Here is a 15804-nt window from a genome sequence, read left to right on the forward strand (position 1 = left end):
ACCCGTGATCCCTGAACGAGACACCCTGGCTGGCATGCCCCGTCAACTTATCGCTGCGGCAAATACTGCAGCGGGTTTACGGATTTCCCCTTGTAACGAATTTCAAAATGCAAGCGTGTAGAACTGGTGCCGGTGCTACCCATGGTAGCGATTTTTTGCCCCGCCTTAACTTCTTGTTGTTCCCGGACCAGCATTGTGTCGTTATGGGCGTAGGCACTCAGGTAATCATCGTTATGTTTGATGATAATAAGATTACCGTAACCGCGCAGAGCGTTACCGGCATATACAACACGACCGTCTGCGGTCGCGATAATAGCCTGTCCCTTATTCCCTGCGATATCGATCCCTTTATTTCCTCCCTCGGAGGAAGAGAAGTTTTCGATAACCTTGCCGTCAGTTGGCCAGCGCCATGCAGAAATTGGCGAACTGGAGGTCATACTGCTGGCAGTCGGTTCAGTAGAGCTAACCACAGGTGCCGTAGTCGGTGCTGTGACAACAGTCGCAGTCCCTTTATTATTCGGCAACATTTTGTTAGCAGTCTGATCACCTGAATCCTCAGAATACGTAATTACCGGTTGTGAAGCAACCACCGTGGTGGATTTTTGTGCAGGCTTAACGCTGTTATTTTGCGCAGTGACATCGGCCGCTGAAACGGTGTTGCCAGGCGTGAGCGGCGTACCCGTCGCATTGCCCACCTGGAGCGTCTGGCCGACTTCCAGACCATACGGGGCCTGGACGTTATTACGCTGCGCCAGGTCACGGAAATCGTTCCCGGTGATCCACGCAATATAGAACAGCGTGTCGCCGCGTTTTACGGTATAGGTGCTCCCACCGGTATAGCTACCTTTCGGAATGTTCCCATACTGGCGGTTATACACTATGCGGCCATTTTGAGTCTGCACAGGGTGTTCCACTGGCTGAACTTGTGTTGGCTGCGTAACAGGAGGCTGCATTGGCTGAATGGGCGGATTTTGTTGTGCCGCAGCAGTGCCCATTTTAGGCGGAGGCGTGATCAACATTCCGCTGGACGTGTTACCCGAGCTGCTGGATCCTCCCACGGAACTGACGGGCGCAGGTGCATTATTAGAACTTGTACAGCCTGCCAGCCAGAGCGAAACCAGTGATAATGCCGCAACACGGCTGATGGTGAATTTAGGGCTTCCCGCGCTCATTTATCCCCCAGGAATGTGTTAACTACCAGTGACTTAAAATTTACCGTGATGACACGAATCTTTCGCGCCACACCATACGCTGAATTTGCCTTAATAACCCTGGATAATTCTGAGTCTCAGGCCAACTCCCCCTTTACCAGAGGAACAAAGCGCACGGCTTCCACGGTATCGATAATAAACTCGCCGCCACGCCGACGAACGCGCTTCAGGAGCTGTTGCTCGTCCCCGACAGGCAGAACAAGAATGCCGCCTTCATCCAGCTGCGATAACAGAGCAGCGGGAATTTCAGGTGGAGCAGCCGTCACGATGATCGCGTCAAACGGGGCGCGTGCCTGCCAACCCTGCCATCCATCACCGTGTCGTGTCGAAACGTTATGTAAATCAAGTTGTTTCAGGCGACGACGCGCCTGCCACTGCAAACCTTTAATACGCTCAACGGAGCAAACATGATGCACCAGATGCGCCAGGATCGCGGTTTGGTACCCCGACCCGGTGCCAATTTCCAGCACGCGCGAATGGGGCGTGAGCTCCAGCAGCTCCGTCATACGCGCCACCATGTAAGGCTGTGAAATCGTCTGGCCCTGCCCGATAGGCAGCGCCACGTTTTCCCACGCTTTGTGTTCAAACGCCTCGTCTACAAATTTCTCACGCGGCACCTGGGCGAGCGCGTCGAGCACATGCTCGTCGCGTATCCCCTGAGCGCGTAGCTGTTCCAGAAGAGTTTGTACACGTTTGCTTACCATTGCGCGTTCACTCCTGCGCGATCCAGCCAACCCGACACCACATCATGCGCACTATACGCGGTTAAATCTACATGCAGCGGCGTAACCGAGACATATCCTTCATCAACGGCGGCAAAGTCGGTATCCGGTCCGGCGTCACACTTGTCGCCAGGAGGACCAATCCAGTAAAGCGTATTGCCACGCGGATCCTGCTGCGGGATCACCTGGTCAGCCGGGTGTCGGCTTCCGCAACGCGTTACGCGAATGCCTTTGATTTCACTCAACGGCAGATCCGGCACGTTAATATTGAGGATGCGCCCGGTACGCAGCGGCTCGCGATTGAGCGCCCGCAGGAGAGAACAGGTCACCGCTGCCGCCGTGTCGTAGTGCGTGTGGCCGTTTAACGAAACGGCCAGCGCAGGGAACCCCAGATGGCGCCCTTCCATGGCGGCGGCCACGGTTCCGGAGTAAATCACATCGTCGCCAAGATTGGGCCCGGCGTTAATACCGGAGACGACGATATCCGGGCGCGGGCGCATTAGCGCGTTCACGCCCAGAAAAACGCAGTCGGTCGGCGTGCCCATCTGGACGGCGATATCACCATTTTCAAAGGTAAAGGTGCGAAGCGACGACTCCAGCGTCAGAGAGTTAGACGCTCCACTGCGGTTACGATCGGGGGCCACGACCTGCACTTCCGCAAATTCGCGAAGGTGTTTCGCCAGGGTCTGTATACCCGGCGCATGGATCCCGTCATCGTTACTCAGCAATATTCGCATAATCACCCGACGTGTTGATAAGTTCCCTGACAACACTGGTGGCAAAGCTACCTGCCGGCAGCCAGAAGCGTAACTCGACGGTTACGTCGTCCCACCAGTTCCAGCTCAACTGTTGCGGATAGAGCAGCATCGCACGGCGTGCCGCCTCGACTTTTTCCCGCACCAGCAATGTTTGTAATGCCTGCATATCAGCGACAGCAGACTGCTCAGCAGCCAGCGCATCGCCCTGCGTACCCCAGTCGCCCGTGCCGGGCAAGGCTGCGGTAATCATCAGCGTTTGAGTATCCACGCGCGACTGCACATCGGCCATTTCTTCAGCCGTTGCCACAAACCAACTCCCGCGTCCCGCTAATTGTAGCGCATCGCCGACAACAACTTGATTCGCGTCCGGTTTTTTCAGCCGTTCGCTCACAATCTGATTAAACAACGCACTGCGGGCCGCCGACAACCAAAAACTGCGTTTATTCCTGTCGCGAACCGGGGCATCGCTTTGCGCCCAGCGCAGTGCGCCGAGCAGGTTGCTGCCGCCGATACCAAAGCGCTGTGCGCCAAAATAGTTTGGTACGCCGCACGCATTGATAGCGTTCAGGCGTTTTTCCACATCGTCACGGTCCGAAATCTCACGCAGTACCAGCGTAAAATGGTTGCCCTTCAACGCGCCCAGACGCAGTTTGCGCTTATGGCGTGCGTATTCCAGTACCTTACAGCCCTCAAGCTCAAATTTGCTTAAATCAGGCATCGTATTACCCGGCACGCGCGCGCAGAGCCACTGTTCGGTGACGGCGTGTTTATCTTTCTGCCCGGCAAAGCTCACTTCGCGGGCATGAATTTTGAGGAATTTTGCCAGCGCATCGGCCACAAAACGGGTATTGCAGCCATTTTTCAGAATGCGTACCAGGATATGTTCGCCTTCGCCATCCGGCGCGAATCCCAGGTCTTCCACCACAACAAAATCTTCAGGGCTGGCTTTCAGCAGCCCGTTCCCCTGCGGTTTACCGTGCAGCCAGGTCAGGTTGTCGAAGTCCGTCATTGGCTTGCCTTCACCAGCAGCGCCACGGCCTCACAGGCAATCCCTTCACCACGACCGGTAAAACCCAGTTTCTCTGTCGTCGTCGCTTTGACGTTAACATCATCCATGTGGCAACCCAGATCTTCTGCAATGAACACGCGCATCTGCGGGATATGCGGCAGCATTTTGGGGGCCTGAGCGATGATCGTCACATCCACGTTGCCGAGGGTGTAGCCTTTCGCCTGAATACGACGCCAGGCTTCACGCAGCAGCGCACGGCTGTCCGCGCCTTTGAAGGCCGGGTCAGTGTCCGGGAACAGCTTACCGATATCGCCCAGTGCCGCAGCACCCAGCAATGCATCGGTCAGGGCATGTAATGCTACGTCGCCATCAGAATGCGCAAGCAGCCCTTTTTCATAAGGAATGCGTACGCCGCCAATGATAATTGGGCCTTCTCCGCCAAAGGCGTGTACATCAAAACCGTGTCCAATTCGCATTATGCCTTCTCCTGATGGGTCGAACGGGTAAGATAAAATTCCGCGAGCTGTAAATCTTCCGGACGCGTCACTTTTATATTATCAGCGCGTCCTTCAACCAGCTCAGGATGGAAACCGCAATACTCCAGCGCCGAGGCTTCGTCCGTGATGGTCGCACCTTCTTTAAGCGCACGCGTTAAGCAGTCGTGGAGTAATTCGCGGGGGAAAAATTGGGGGGTCAGCGCGTGCCATAAATCGACGCGCTCAACGGTGTGCGCGATAGCCTGCTTGCCCGGCTCAGCGCGCTTCATGGTGTCGCGTACCGGGGCGGCAAGAATACCGCCGACCCGGCTGGTTTCGCTAAGCGCCAGCAGGCGCGCAAGGTCATCCTGATGCAGGCACGGACGGGCAGCGTCATGGACCAGAACCCATGGTGCCTCACCGGCGGCCTGAATGCCCGCCAGCACGGAATCGGCACGCTCGGCGCCGCCGTCAACAACGGTAATCTGCGGATGATTTGCCAGCGGTAACTGCGCGAAACGCGCATCACCCGGGCTGATAGCGATAATCACGCGCGTCACCCGCGGATGCGCCAGCAGCGCCGCCACAGAGTGTTCGAGGATCGTTTTATCGCCAATAGAGAGGTATTGCTTGGGACATTCTGTCTGCATGCGCCGGCCAAAACCCGCAGCCGGCACCACGGCGCATACGTCCGAAAAAGTTACTGCCATGTCGTAATCCTGGGCCTGATTATCGATTGTTTTGTGCTGAGCCCTGATTGCGTTTAGACGCATCCGGAACCAGACGATAAAAAGTTTCGCCCGGCTTAGTCATACTGAGTTCATTGCGTGCGCGTTCCTCAATCGCCTCTTGCCCGCCATTGAGGTCATCAATTTCAGCAAAGAGTTGATCGTTTCGCGCCTTAAGTTTGGCGTTTGTTGCCTGCTGAGCCGCAACGTCATCGCTTACCCGGCTATAGTCGTGCAGTCCGTTTTTACCGAACCACAGCGAATATTGCAGCCAGATCAGCAAAGCCAGCAACAGCAGCGTTAGTTTACCCATCCTGCCCCCTGAAAAACGGCATCATCATCCCAAAACGCCCCCAGATCTCTTTGCCGGGGTAACAGAGATGCCGCAACATCGCGGGCAAATGTACCACATTTTTTCCGCAGAATCGCCTTGCTCAATATCGTCACACAGTTGTTTACGGTTTGAATTATGGCTGAAGTTAGCCCATGAGCCACAAAAATAACAGACCAAACATCAGAACCACCGTCACAATCGTGACCACGGTACTGTAAAGGAGTTTGCCGTTAAGCAGCGAGTGCAGCGCAATACCGACGACAACTGCCACAGGCATCAGCGCCAGGAAGAAAGGCCAGGTATAGAGAAAGAAGAACAGCGTATTACCGCCGTAGATAAGAAAAGGGATGCCCAGGGCCAGCAACCACGAGACGAAGCCGACTATGGCCCCAGGAAAGGACCAGGTCGTCTCGTCGTCGGTCGCTAACGGCTCCGACCCGGTGGTAATAATGTAGTTCTCACTGTTGCGCATAGCTGATCCTGTGACCGTGACTCATCGTTCGGGAAGACAGCTCCCGAACGATACCGTCTCAGGATCTGATAATATCGTCCCGTCTGAGCAGGTCTAATAATTGGCTTACTAAATTTGTTACCAATTGTTGACCTTCCAGGTGAATTTCAGGCGATTCAGGCGCTTCGTACACCGAGTCAATACCGGTGAAGTTTCGCAGCTCTCCCGCACGCGCTTTCTTATACAGCCCTTTGGGATCGCGTGCTTCGCAAATTTCCAGCGGCGTATCGACAAACACTTCGATAAAGCGATCCTGCCCGACGCGCTCGCGCACCATCTGGCGTTCGGCACGATGCGGTGAGATAAACGCGGTCAGTACCACTAACCCGGCATCCGCCATCAGGCTGGCCACTTCCCCCACCCTGCGAATATTCTCTTTACGATCGTCGTCGCTGAAGCCCAAATCGCTGCACAGGCCGTGGCGCACATTGTCGCCATCCAGCAGGTAGGTACTGACCCCCTGCTGGTGTAGCGCCTCTTCCAGCGCGCCCGCTACCGTGGATTTACCAGAGCCGGATAGCCCGGTAAACCACAGTACCACGCCACGATGACCGTGAAGTTTCTCGCGCTGCGCGACGGTGACCGGATGAGGATGCCAGACGACGTTCTCATCATGGGCGGCCATTACTTGCCTCCCAGCAGATCGCGCGCACCCCAGTGCGGGAAGTGCTTACGCACCAGTGCATTCAGCTCCAGCTCAAAAGCGCTGAACTCAGAGGCTACCGTAGCTTGTTCATTTGGCTCACGCACCATACCGGCACCCACGGTCACGTTGGAGAGGCGATCGATAAAGATCAGCCCACCCGTTACCGGGTTCTGCTGGTAGGGATCCAGCACCAGCGGCTCGTCAAAGGTCACGTCGACCAGACCAATGCCGTTCAGCGGCAGCTCGGTGACGTCGCGCTGGGTCAGGTTATTGATGTCCACCTGGAACTGGATACCGTCCACGCGGGCACGGGTTTTCTTACCCGCGATTTTAATGTCGTAGCTCTGACCGGCGGTCAGCGGTTGTTCAGCCATCCACACCACATCAACGGAAGCCCCCTGCACCGCTGCCAGCGTCTCCTGAGCGTCCACCAGCAGATCGCCGCGGCTGATATCAATTTCATCTTTCAATACCAGCGTGACCGCTTCACCCGCGCCGGCTTGCGGCAGATCGCCATCAAAGGTGACGATACGGCTGATGGTGGATTCCACACCAGACGGCAGAACTTTAACGCGCTGCCCGACCGCCACGGTGCCCGACGCGAGAGTGCCGGAGAAACCGCGGAAATCAAGGTTAGGACGGTTAACGTACTGAACCGGGAAGCGCATCGGCTGGGTGTCGACCACGCGCTGGATCTCCACGGTTTCCAGCACTTCGAGCAGCGTCGGGCCGCTATACCACGGCATGTTCGCGCTTTGGGAAGCCACGTTGTCGCCTTCCAGCGCAGAGAGCGGCACAAAGCGAATATCCAGGTTACCCGGCAGCTGTTCAGCAAACGTCAGGTAACTCTGGCGGATCTCATCAAACTTCTCTTCGCTGAAGTTCACCAGATCCATTTTGTTGACCGCCACCACCAGGTGTTTGATCCCCAGCAACGTGGAGATAAAGCTGTGGCGACGAGTCTGATCCAGTACCCCTTTACGGGCATCAATCAGCAGGATCGCCAGTTCACAGGTAGACGCACCGGTCGCCATGTTACGGGTGTACTGCTCGTGCCCCGGGGTGTCGGCAATAATAAATTTGCGCTTCTCGGTGGAGAAATAGCGATACGCCACATCAATAGTGATGCCCTGCTCGCGCTCGGCCTGCAGGCCGTCCACCAGCAGCGCCAGGTCGAGTTTTTCGCCCTGGGTACCATGACGTTTACTGTCGTTGTGCAGGGAAGAGAGCTGATCTTCGTAAATCTGTCGCGTGTCGTGCAGCAGACGGCCGATCAGCGTGCTTTTCCCGTCATCGACGCTGCCGCAGGTCAGAAAGCGCAGCAGGCTTTTGTGTTGTTGCGCGTGCAGATAAGCTTCTACGCCGCCTTCATTGGCAATTTGTTGAGCAATGGTCGTGTTCATGGCGGCTCCTTAGAAATAACCCTGACGTTTCTTCAGCTCCATGGAGCCTGCCTGGTCGCGGTCAATCACGCGGCCCTGTCGCTCACTGGTGGTCGACACCAGCATCTCTTCAATGATCTCCGGCAGCGTCTGCGCACTGGACTCCACGGCACCGGTCAATGGCCAGCAGCCGAGGGTACGGAAACGCACCATCTGTTTTTTGATCACTTCGCCTGGCTGCAGGTCGATGCGATCGTCATCGATCATCATCAGCATGCCGTCACGCTCCAGCACCGGACGTTCAGCGGCCAGGTACAGCGGCACGATCTCGATATTTTCCAGATAGATGTACTGCCAGATATCCAGCTCGGTCCAGTTGGAGAGCGGGAACACGCGAATGCTTTCGCCCTTGTTGATCTGTCCGTTGTAGTTATGCCACAGCTCCGGACGCTGGTTTTTTGGATCCCAGCGGTGGAAGCGGTCGCGGAAAGAGTAGATACGCTCTTTCGCACGGGATTTTTCTTCGTCACGGCGTGCGCCGCCGAAGGCCGCGTCAAAACCGTATTTGTTCAGCGCCTGCTTCAGCCCCTCGGTTTTCATGATGTCAGTGTGTTTGGCACTACCGTGCACGAACGGGTTAATGCCCATCGCCACCCCTTCCGGGTTTTTATGCACCAGCAGTTCGCAGCCGTAGGCTTTTGCCGTACGGTCGCGGAATTCATACATTTCACGGAATTTCCAGCCGGTATCAACGTGCAGCAGCGGGAACGGCAGCGTACCCGGGTAAAACGCTTTACGCGCCAGGTGTAGCATCACGCTGGAATCTTTACCGATGGAATACATCATCACCGGGTTAGAGAATTCGGCTGCCACTTCGCGGATAATATGGATACTTTCCGCTTCGAGCTGCCGCAGGTGAGTAAGTCGTTTTTGGTCCATAACCGTTCCTTAAGCCAGATTCACCACAGAGGAGCCAAACCCCTCTGAGTCTGTTGTATGTTGAAACCAGGCGAGTGTGCTGTGCAGGTGCACCACTTCCCCTACCACGATAAGCGCGGGCATAGGGGCCTCTTTCGCCAGGGTGGCAAGATCCTGTAGCGTACCGATAGCCACATGCTGATCGACGCGCGTGCCGCGAGAAATTACGGCGACCGGCGTGGTTGCCTCTCGACCGTGTTGAATAAGTTGTTCACTGATGTCCGCCGCCTTCATCGTGCCCATATAGATAGCCAGCGTCTGACGACTCTGGGCGAGATGCGACCAGTCAAACGGGGTGCTGTCCGCCTTGTAATGGCCCGTGACAAAGGTCACGCTCTGGGCATAATCGCGGTGAGTAAGCGGTATACCGGCGTAGGCCGTCACTGCGGAAGCCGCCGTGATACCCGGGACGACCTGGAACGGCACGCCCGCTTCAGCCGCCGCCTGCAGCTCTTCCCCGCCGCGACCAAAGATAAACGGGTCGCCACCTTTAAGCCGCACCACCGTTTTGCCCGCTTTTGCCGCCGCCACCAGCATCTGGTTGGTGTCATGCTGCGGTACAGAGTGCTCGCCCGCCCTTTTGCCAACGCAGATTTGTTCTGCGTCACGGCGAATCAATTCGCGCACCCCGTCGGTGACCAGATGGTCATAGAACACCACATCGGCATCCTGAAGCACCTGCAGGCCGCGCAGGGTCAGCAGCCCGGCATCACCCGGCCCCGCACCGACCAGAATGATCTCGCCGCCGCTACTGCCAGGGTTATCCAGCTCATCTTCGAGGATCTGCTGCGCCGCCGTTTCATTCCCGGCATGCATCAGGCTGGCAAAACGACCGCGGAACACGCGTTCCCAAAAGCGACGGCGTTCCGTCACGCTGGTCAGGCGCGTTTTCAGATGGTTGCGCCAGAAGCTCGCTTTCTCCGCCATCCGCCCAAGGCTGGTAGGCAAAAGCGCTTCGATTTTTTCCCGCAGCACGCGTGCCAGCACCGGCGCGGTCCCGCCGGAGGAGATGGCCACCAGCAATGGCGAACGGTCAACAATCGACGGGAAGATAAACGAACACAGCGGCCGATCGTCCACCACGTTCACCAGACGGTGACGGGCCTGAGCCGCCTCTGAAATACGGCGGTTGAGCTCACGGTTATCGGTTGCCGCAATCACCAGCACCACGCTGTCGATTTGCGACTCGTCGAAATCCGCCTCGTCGACTATCCGTACCTGCGCCCCCGCTCGCTGCAGAAACGCGATTTTGCGATCGGCAACCTCACCGGTGCCGACTACCAGCACAGGTCTGTCTTTTATCGCGGCAAAAAGGGGCAGATAGTCCACAAGCTACAACTCACTAACAACAAGGAATAGTGGGACTATAGGGGGCGGCTTAGATCGAATGAAATTACGAATTGGAATGAGTAGTTACTCAATGGAATAACGCCGTGGAAAAGCAAAGATCAAAAAGTGCTTAACACGCGATTTTTCGGGCATTTAAGAGCAATTCAAATTGTGTATGGTCGATCACAGTTTCATACTAGGCGGGTTAAAATTTTGCTCTGTTTTTAAGGACTCACTATGTTTTCCGCAACGCGCCACCGTATCGCTGCCCTGGCGCTCGGCGTTTGCTTTATCCTTCCGGCCCAGGCAAAAAATCAGCCCTATGGTGAAATCGCGAATATGCAGGCGCGGCATATTGCGACCGTCTTTCCGGGTCGTATGACCGGCACGCCAGCGGAAATGCTTTCCGCCGATTATATTCGCCAGCAATTTGCTGACATGGGTTACCAGAGCGATATCCGATCGTTTCACAGCCGCTACGTCTATACCTCGCGCAATAAAACAAAAAACTGGCATAACGTGACCGGCAGTACGGTCATTGCGGCCCATGAAGGTAGCGCGGCGGAACAGATCATTATCATGGCGCACCTGGACACCTACGCGCCAATGAGCGACGCCGATACCGACAATAATCTCGGCGGGCTGACGTTACAGGGGCTGGATGATAACGCGGCGGGTCTGGGTGTGATGCTCGAACTGGCAGAGCGAATGAAAGACATTCCAACCCAATACGGGATCCGTTTCGTTGCCACCAGCGGTGAAGAAGAGGGAAAACTTGGCGCGGAGAATCTCCTGAAACGCATGAGTGCCGAGGAGAGGAAAAATACGCTGCTGGTGATTAACCTCGATAACCTGATCGTCGGCGATAAGCTCTATTTCAACAGCGGACAGAGTACGCCGGGTACCGTGCGTAAACTGACGCGCGACCGCGCGCTGGCAATCGCCCGCAGCCATGGGGTGTATGCCACCAGCAACCCGGGCGGGAATCCCGATTATCCTCGCGGAACCGGCTGCTGTAACGATGGTGAAGTGTTCGATAAAGCGGGCATTCCTGTTCTGTACGTGGAAGCCACTAACTGGATGCTGGGTAAGAAAGACGGTTATCAGCAGCGGGTGAAATCGAAGGCTTTCCCGGACGGGACGAGCTGGCATAACGTGCTGCTGGATAATCAGCAGCATATTGATAGCGCACTGCCGCAGCGGATTGAACACCGCAGTCGGGATGTGGTTAAAGTGATGCTGCCACTGGTGAAAGAGCTGGCAAAAGCTGGGAAAGCGTAGAACAGAACATGTCCCTCACCCTTTGTAAGAGGGTGAGGGAAAAGGGAACAGAATTTACCCTTCGTGCAATCCGCACTCGCGCTTGAGTCCAAAGAATCGCGTCTCTTCTTCCGCCATGCCCGGTTCCCATTTACGCGTGGTATGGGTATCGCCAACGGACAGATAACCCTGGTCCCAGAGCGGGTGGTATTTCAGTCCGTGTTTTTGCAGGTACTGGTAAACCGTACGGTTATCCCAGTCGATGATCGGCAGCACTTTAAACACCCCGCGCTGAACCGCCAGCACCGGGAGTGTGGCGCGACTTCCGGACTGCTCGCGGCGTAACCCCGCAAACCAGGTCTGCGCGTTAAGCTCTTTCAGCGCCCGGTTCATCGGCTCGACCTTGTTGATCTCATTGTATTTCTCAATGCCTTCAACGCCCTGTTCCCACAGTTTGCCATACCGCGCCTCCTGCCAGGCCGCGCTTTGCTCCGCGCGGTAGACTTTCAGGTTCAGCCCGAGCTTGTCCGTCAGCTCATCGATAAACTGGTAGGTTTCCGGGAACAGGTAGCCGGTATCGGTCAGGATCACCGGAATGTCCGGACGAATCTGGTTCACCAGATGCAAACTCACCGCTGCCTGGATACCAAAACTCGACGAGAGCACATAATCACCCGGCAGGTTTTCCAGGGCCCATGCCACGCGGCCTTCGGCGTCGAGCTTTTCAAGCTGCGCATTGGTTTCTGCCAGCGCCAGAATGCGATCGACTTTTGGCAGTTCATTTAGGGCGTTTAGATCGAGTACGGACATAATTACCTCTCGTGTTTACTCCCAGAAATCCCTTGCGGGATCGAGCACCGGGCGAATAATGCCCGCACGCACCGTAAAGTCGCCGAAGCCTTCACCCGCTTCGCGCTCTTTCGCCCAGCGCCCGACAAGCTCGTCGATAGAATCAAGAATTTCCGGCTCGGTGATGTTCTCACGGAACATGCGCGGAATACGCGTTCCGATACGGTTGCCGCCGAGGTGCAGGTTATAGCGACCCGGCGCTTTACCCACCAGACCCAGCTCGGCCAGCATCGCACGGCCACAGCCGTTCGGGCAGCCGGTGACACGCATAACAATATGCTCGTCCGGAATACCGTGTTTTTCCAGAATCGCTTCTACCTTATCGGTGAATGACGGCAGGAAACGCTCTGCTTCCGCCATCGCCAGCGGGCAGGTCGGGAACGACACGCAGGCCATTGAGTTTTCACGCTGCGGCTTCACCGCGTCCATCAACCCATGGTCGCGCGCCAGTTTCTCAATCTTCGCTTTCTGGCTTTCCGGCACGCCGGCAACGATCAGGTTCTGGTTAGCGGTGATACGGAATTCACCTTTATGGATCTTCGCAATTTCCAGCAGACCGGTTTTCAGCGGGCGGCCCGGATAATCAAGAATACGGCCGTTTTCAATAAACAGCGTCAGGTGCCATTTATTGTCGATGCCTTTGACCCAGCCAATACGATCGCCACGTCCCGTAAATTCATACGGACGGATCGGCTCAAACTTAATCCCCGCGCGACGCTCAACTTCCGCTTTGAACGTCTCTACGCCCACGCGCTCCAGGGTGTATTTGGTTTTCGCGTTTTTACGATCCGTACGGTTACCCCAGTCGCGCTGCGTGGTGACAACCGCTTCAGCCACGGCCAGCGTGTGCTCCAGCGGCAGGAAACCAAACTCGCTTGCGGTACGGGCATAGGTTTTCTTGTTACCGTGTTCGATGGAGAGACCGCCCCCCACCAGCAGGTTAAAGCCCACCAGCTTGCCATTTTCGGCAATCGCCACGAAGTTCATGTCGTTGGCGTGCAGATCGATATCGTTCTGCGGCGGGATCACCACGGTGGTTTTGAACTTACGCGGCAGATAGGTCTGGCCGAGGATCGGTTCTTCGTCGGTGGTGGCCACTTTTTCCTGATCGAGCCAGATCTCCGCATAGGCGCGGGTGCGTGGCAGCAGGTGCTCAGAGATCTTCTTCGCCCACTCATAGGCTTCGGCGTGCAGCTCGGACTCGTACGGGTTCGAGGTGCAGAGCACGTTACGGTTCATGTCGTTGGCCGTGGCCAGCGCGTCCAGCCCGACAGAGTGCAGCATCTGGTGTACCGGCTTCACGTTCTTCTTCAGAATGCCGTGGAACTGGAAGGTCTGACGGTTGGTCAGACGGATGCTGCCATAAAGGGTATTTTCACCCGCAAACTTATCGATCGCCTGCCACTGTTTCGTGGTGATCACCCCGCCCGGAAGACGGCAGCGCAGCAGCATCGCATGACGCGGCTCCAGCTTCTGTTCTGCACGTTCGGCGCGGATATCACGGTCGTCCTGCTGATACATACCGTGGAAACGGATCAGCAGAAAGTTGTCGCCTTTAAAGCCGCCGGTGAGACCGTCATTCAGATCTTCAGCAATGGTGCCGCGCAGATAGTTGCTTTCCAGCTTCATGCGCTCGGCGTCTGTCAGTTTACCTTCGACCACCAGTGGCCCTGGATGTTTTTCGCTCATTAGTAGACATCTCGCTGATAACGGCGCTCAACGCGCAGCTCACTTAAAAATTCATCCGCCGTTTCGGCATCCATACTGCCGAATTCGGCAATCACTTCCAGCAATGCCTGCTCAACGTCTTTCGCCATGCGATTGGCGTCGCCGCAGACATAAATGTGGGCACCGTCATTGATCCAGCGCCACAGCTCTGCGCCCTGTTCGCGCAGTTTGTCTTGTACATATACTTTTTCTTGCTGATCGCGGGACCAGGCCAGGTCGATGCGCGTCAGGACGCCTTCTTTGACGTAACGCTGCCACTCAACCTGGTAGAGGAAATCTTCCGTAAAGTGCGGGTTGCCGAAGAACAACCAGTTTTTACCCGGTGCCTCATCTGCAGCGCGCTGCTGCATAAAGGCGCGGAATGGCGCAATACCGGTACCCGGCCCAATCATGATGACCGGTGTTTCCGGGTTCGCAGGCAGACGGAAGTTGTCGTTGTGCTCGATAAACACGCGCACTTCACCGTCTTCCTCCACGCGATCGGCCAGGAAGCTTGATGCCCCGCCCGCACGGGCACGGCCTTCGATGTCATAACGCACCACGCCCACGGTGATATGCACTTCGCTCTCCACTTCGGCCTGCGAAGAGGCAATGGAGTAGAGGCGCGGCGTCAGCGGACGCAGCAGGCCAATTAGCGCATCCGCATCCAGCTGTGCCGGAGAGAAACGCACCATATCGACAATCGGCGTCGTCGCGGCGTAATGCTGCAGCTTCGCCTTATCCCCCACCAGAGGCAGCAGCGATTCACTGCGTGTTAAGGTAGCGTAATTTTCAACGATGTTTGGCGTGTTGACCGTCAGCTCGAAATGCCACTGCAGCGCGTCAGAAAGCGGCTGCGTGTTACCGTCGACGGTGACAGGCTCATCGCCTTTCAGCCACAGCAGTTCGACCAGCTCTTTAACCAGCGCCGGATCGTTCTGGTACCAGATCCCAAGTGCATCGCCCGGCTGGTAACGCAGACCGGAATCACCGAGATCGATTTCAATATGCCGCACGTCTTTCTCAGAGGCGCGACCGGTAATTTTCTGATTAACTGCCAGGCTCGCTGCCAGCGGTGCCTCTTTGGTATACGGGCTGGTGTGAATATCATTGACTGCACCCGCCGCGGTGACGGCAGCCTGCGCTGGGGTCTCTTTCGGCACGCGCGCTTTCAGCACGTCAACGATGCGCGCACGCCATTCAGCGGCGGCGGTCTGGTATTCCACATCCGCATCAACGCGGTCCAGCAGGCGCTCAGCGCCCAGTTCCGCCAGTTTGCTGTCGAAATCTTTACCGGACTGGCAGAAAAATTCGTAGGAGGTGTCGCCCAGGCCAAACACGGCGAACGCCGTCCCGTTCAGTTTTGGGGCTTTTTTCGAGAACAGGAACTTATGCAGGGCCACCGCTTCTTCAGCCGGCTCACCCTCACCCTGGGTTGAAGCCACCACCACCAGCAGTTTTTCGGACGCGATCTGTTTAAATTTATAGTCCCCGGCGTTCACCAGGTTCACGTTCAGTCTGGCGGCCAGCAGGTCGTCGCGCAGCGCTTCGGCCACACGGCGAGCATTGCCCGTCTGCGAGGCAGAAATCAGCGTAATCGCCGGAATTTCTACCGCAGTTGCCGGTGCAGCAGCCACAGCGCCCGGTTGCTGGTTAAGCATTCCCCAGAAATAGCCGGAGACCCAGGCAAGCTGGGTGGGAGAAAAATCAGAAGTGGCAGCCTGAAGGCGCGCCAGTTGCTCCGGGTTCAGGGGAAGCAAATTTGAAGGTGGGGCCTGTGTTGTCATGCGTCGTTATGTTCCAGTAGCCAAGCGGACTTTAAGCGAATAAATCCAAACTGAAGATAAGGTTAACGGCGAGGATAATAACAATTAAAGAAGGGATGGAAATAATAAATAACCAAA

At 56.4% G+C, this 15804-nt stretch carries 16 protein-coding genes; 1 reads left to right on the plus strand and 15 read right to left on the minus strand.

All coding sequences use genetic code 11. The annotated features are described in order from the left end of the window. Positions 1–47: 47 nt before the first annotated feature. The 12 genes from nlpD to cysG form a co-directional block, all read right to left on the minus strand. Complete coding sequence (gene nlpD, locus BJ887_RS09065; protein ID WP_020883821.1) at positions 48–1172, minus strand: murein hydrolase activator NlpD; 1125 nt, start codon at positions 1170–1172, stop codon at positions 48–50. Between the two features lie 116 nt (positions 1173–1288). After that, a complete protein-coding gene (locus tag BJ887_RS09070; RefSeq protein WP_020883820.1) occupies positions 1289–1915 on the minus strand; it encodes a protein-L-isoaspartate(D-aspartate) O-methyltransferase in 627 nt (208 codons plus the stop codon). Further along, positions 1909–2670 (minus strand): 5'/3'-nucleotidase SurE, encoded by a 762-nt coding sequence (surE, locus tag BJ887_RS09075; protein ID WP_020883819.1) that lies wholly within the window; start codon positions 2668–2670, stop codon positions 1909–1911. The genes BJ887_RS09070 and surE overlap by 7 nt, the downstream gene beginning before the upstream one ends. Beyond that, positions 2651–3700 carry a tRNA pseudouridine(13) synthase TruD gene (truD, locus tag BJ887_RS09080; RefSeq protein ID WP_014171393.1) on the minus strand — a complete coding sequence of 350 codons (1050 nt, stop codon included), beginning with the start codon at positions 3698–3700 and terminating at the stop codon, positions 2651–2653. The genes surE and truD overlap by 20 nt, the downstream gene beginning before the upstream one ends. Beyond that, a complete protein-coding gene (ispF, locus tag BJ887_RS09085; RefSeq protein WP_014171394.1) occupies positions 3697–4176 on the minus strand; it encodes a 2-C-methyl-D-erythritol 2,4-cyclodiphosphate synthase in 480 nt (159 codons plus the stop codon). Before ispF ends, truD begins: the two co-directional genes overlap by 4 nt. Then, complete coding sequence (ispD, locus tag BJ887_RS09090) at positions 4176–4886, minus strand: 2-C-methyl-D-erythritol 4-phosphate cytidylyltransferase (protein ID WP_040018909.1); 711 nt, start codon at positions 4884–4886, stop codon at positions 4176–4178. Before ispD ends, ispF begins: the two co-directional genes overlap by 1 nt. A 19-nt stretch (positions 4887–4905) precedes the next feature. After that, entirely contained in the window at positions 4906–5217 is a 312-nt protein-coding gene (ftsB, locus tag BJ887_RS09095) for a cell division protein FtsB (protein WP_008499609.1), read from the minus strand. 166 nt (positions 5218–5383) lie between these two features. After that, the gene (locus BJ887_RS09100) at positions 5384–5710 is read right to left on the minus strand and encodes a DUF3561 family protein (protein WP_014171396.1); all 327 of its coding nucleotides are present in this window, start codon (positions 5708–5710) and stop codon (positions 5384–5386) included. 58 nt (positions 5711–5768) lie between these two features. Further along, positions 5769–6374 carry an adenylyl-sulfate kinase gene (gene cysC, locus BJ887_RS09105; protein WP_014171397.1) on the minus strand — a complete coding sequence of 202 codons (606 nt, stop codon included), beginning with the start codon at positions 6372–6374 and terminating at the stop codon, positions 5769–5771. Next, on the minus strand, positions 6374–7798 hold the full coding sequence (gene cysN, locus BJ887_RS09110; RefSeq protein WP_014171398.1) for a sulfate adenylyltransferase subunit CysN: 1425 nt from the start codon (positions 7796–7798) through the stop codon (positions 6374–6376). The genes cysC and cysN overlap by 1 nt, the downstream gene beginning before the upstream one ends. A gap of 9 nt (positions 7799–7807) precedes the next feature. Continuing rightward, on the minus strand, positions 7808–8716 hold the full coding sequence (gene cysD / locus BJ887_RS09115; RefSeq protein WP_006811770.1) for a sulfate adenylyltransferase subunit CysD: 909 nt from the start codon (positions 8714–8716) through the stop codon (positions 7808–7810). A gap of 9 nt (positions 8717–8725) precedes the next feature. Further along, entirely contained in the window at positions 8726–10075 is a 1350-nt protein-coding gene (cysG, locus tag BJ887_RS09120) for a siroheme synthase CysG (RefSeq protein WP_194373031.1), read from the minus strand. A gap of 246 nt (positions 10076–10321) precedes the next feature. Between cysG and BJ887_RS09125 the strand changes: the two genes are divergently transcribed. Then, on the plus strand, positions 10322–11365 hold the full coding sequence (locus BJ887_RS09125; protein ID WP_032678868.1) for an aminopeptidase: 1044 nt from the start codon (positions 10322–10324) through the stop codon (positions 11363–11365). A gap of 54 nt (positions 11366–11419) precedes the next feature. On the opposite strand, the gene cysH is transcribed toward BJ887_RS09125, so the two are convergent. Genes cysH through cysJ form a run of 3 tightly spaced genes read right to left on the minus strand, consistent with a single transcriptional unit; the run spans position 11420 to position 15687 of the window. Further along, on the minus strand, positions 11420–12154 hold the full coding sequence (gene cysH / locus BJ887_RS09130; RefSeq protein WP_014171401.1) for a phosphoadenosine phosphosulfate reductase: 735 nt from the start codon (positions 12152–12154) through the stop codon (positions 11420–11422). A gap of 15 nt (positions 12155–12169) precedes the next feature. Continuing rightward, positions 12170–13882 (minus strand): assimilatory sulfite reductase (NADPH) hemoprotein subunit, encoded by a 1713-nt coding sequence (cysI, locus tag BJ887_RS09135; protein ID WP_014171402.1) that lies wholly within the window; start codon positions 13880–13882, stop codon positions 12170–12172. Continuing rightward, entirely contained in the window at positions 13882–15687 is a 1806-nt protein-coding gene (gene cysJ, locus BJ887_RS09140) for an NADPH-dependent assimilatory sulfite reductase flavoprotein subunit (protein WP_121339779.1), read from the minus strand. Before cysJ ends, cysI begins: the two co-directional genes overlap by 1 nt. Positions 15688–15804 lie beyond the last annotated feature (117 nt).

Source organism: Enterobacter sp. WPR_3_1, from assembly GCF_003635055.1.
Taxonomy (GTDB): domain Bacteria; phylum Pseudomonadota; class Gammaproteobacteria; order Enterobacterales; family Enterobacteriaceae; genus Enterobacter; species Enterobacter ludwigii.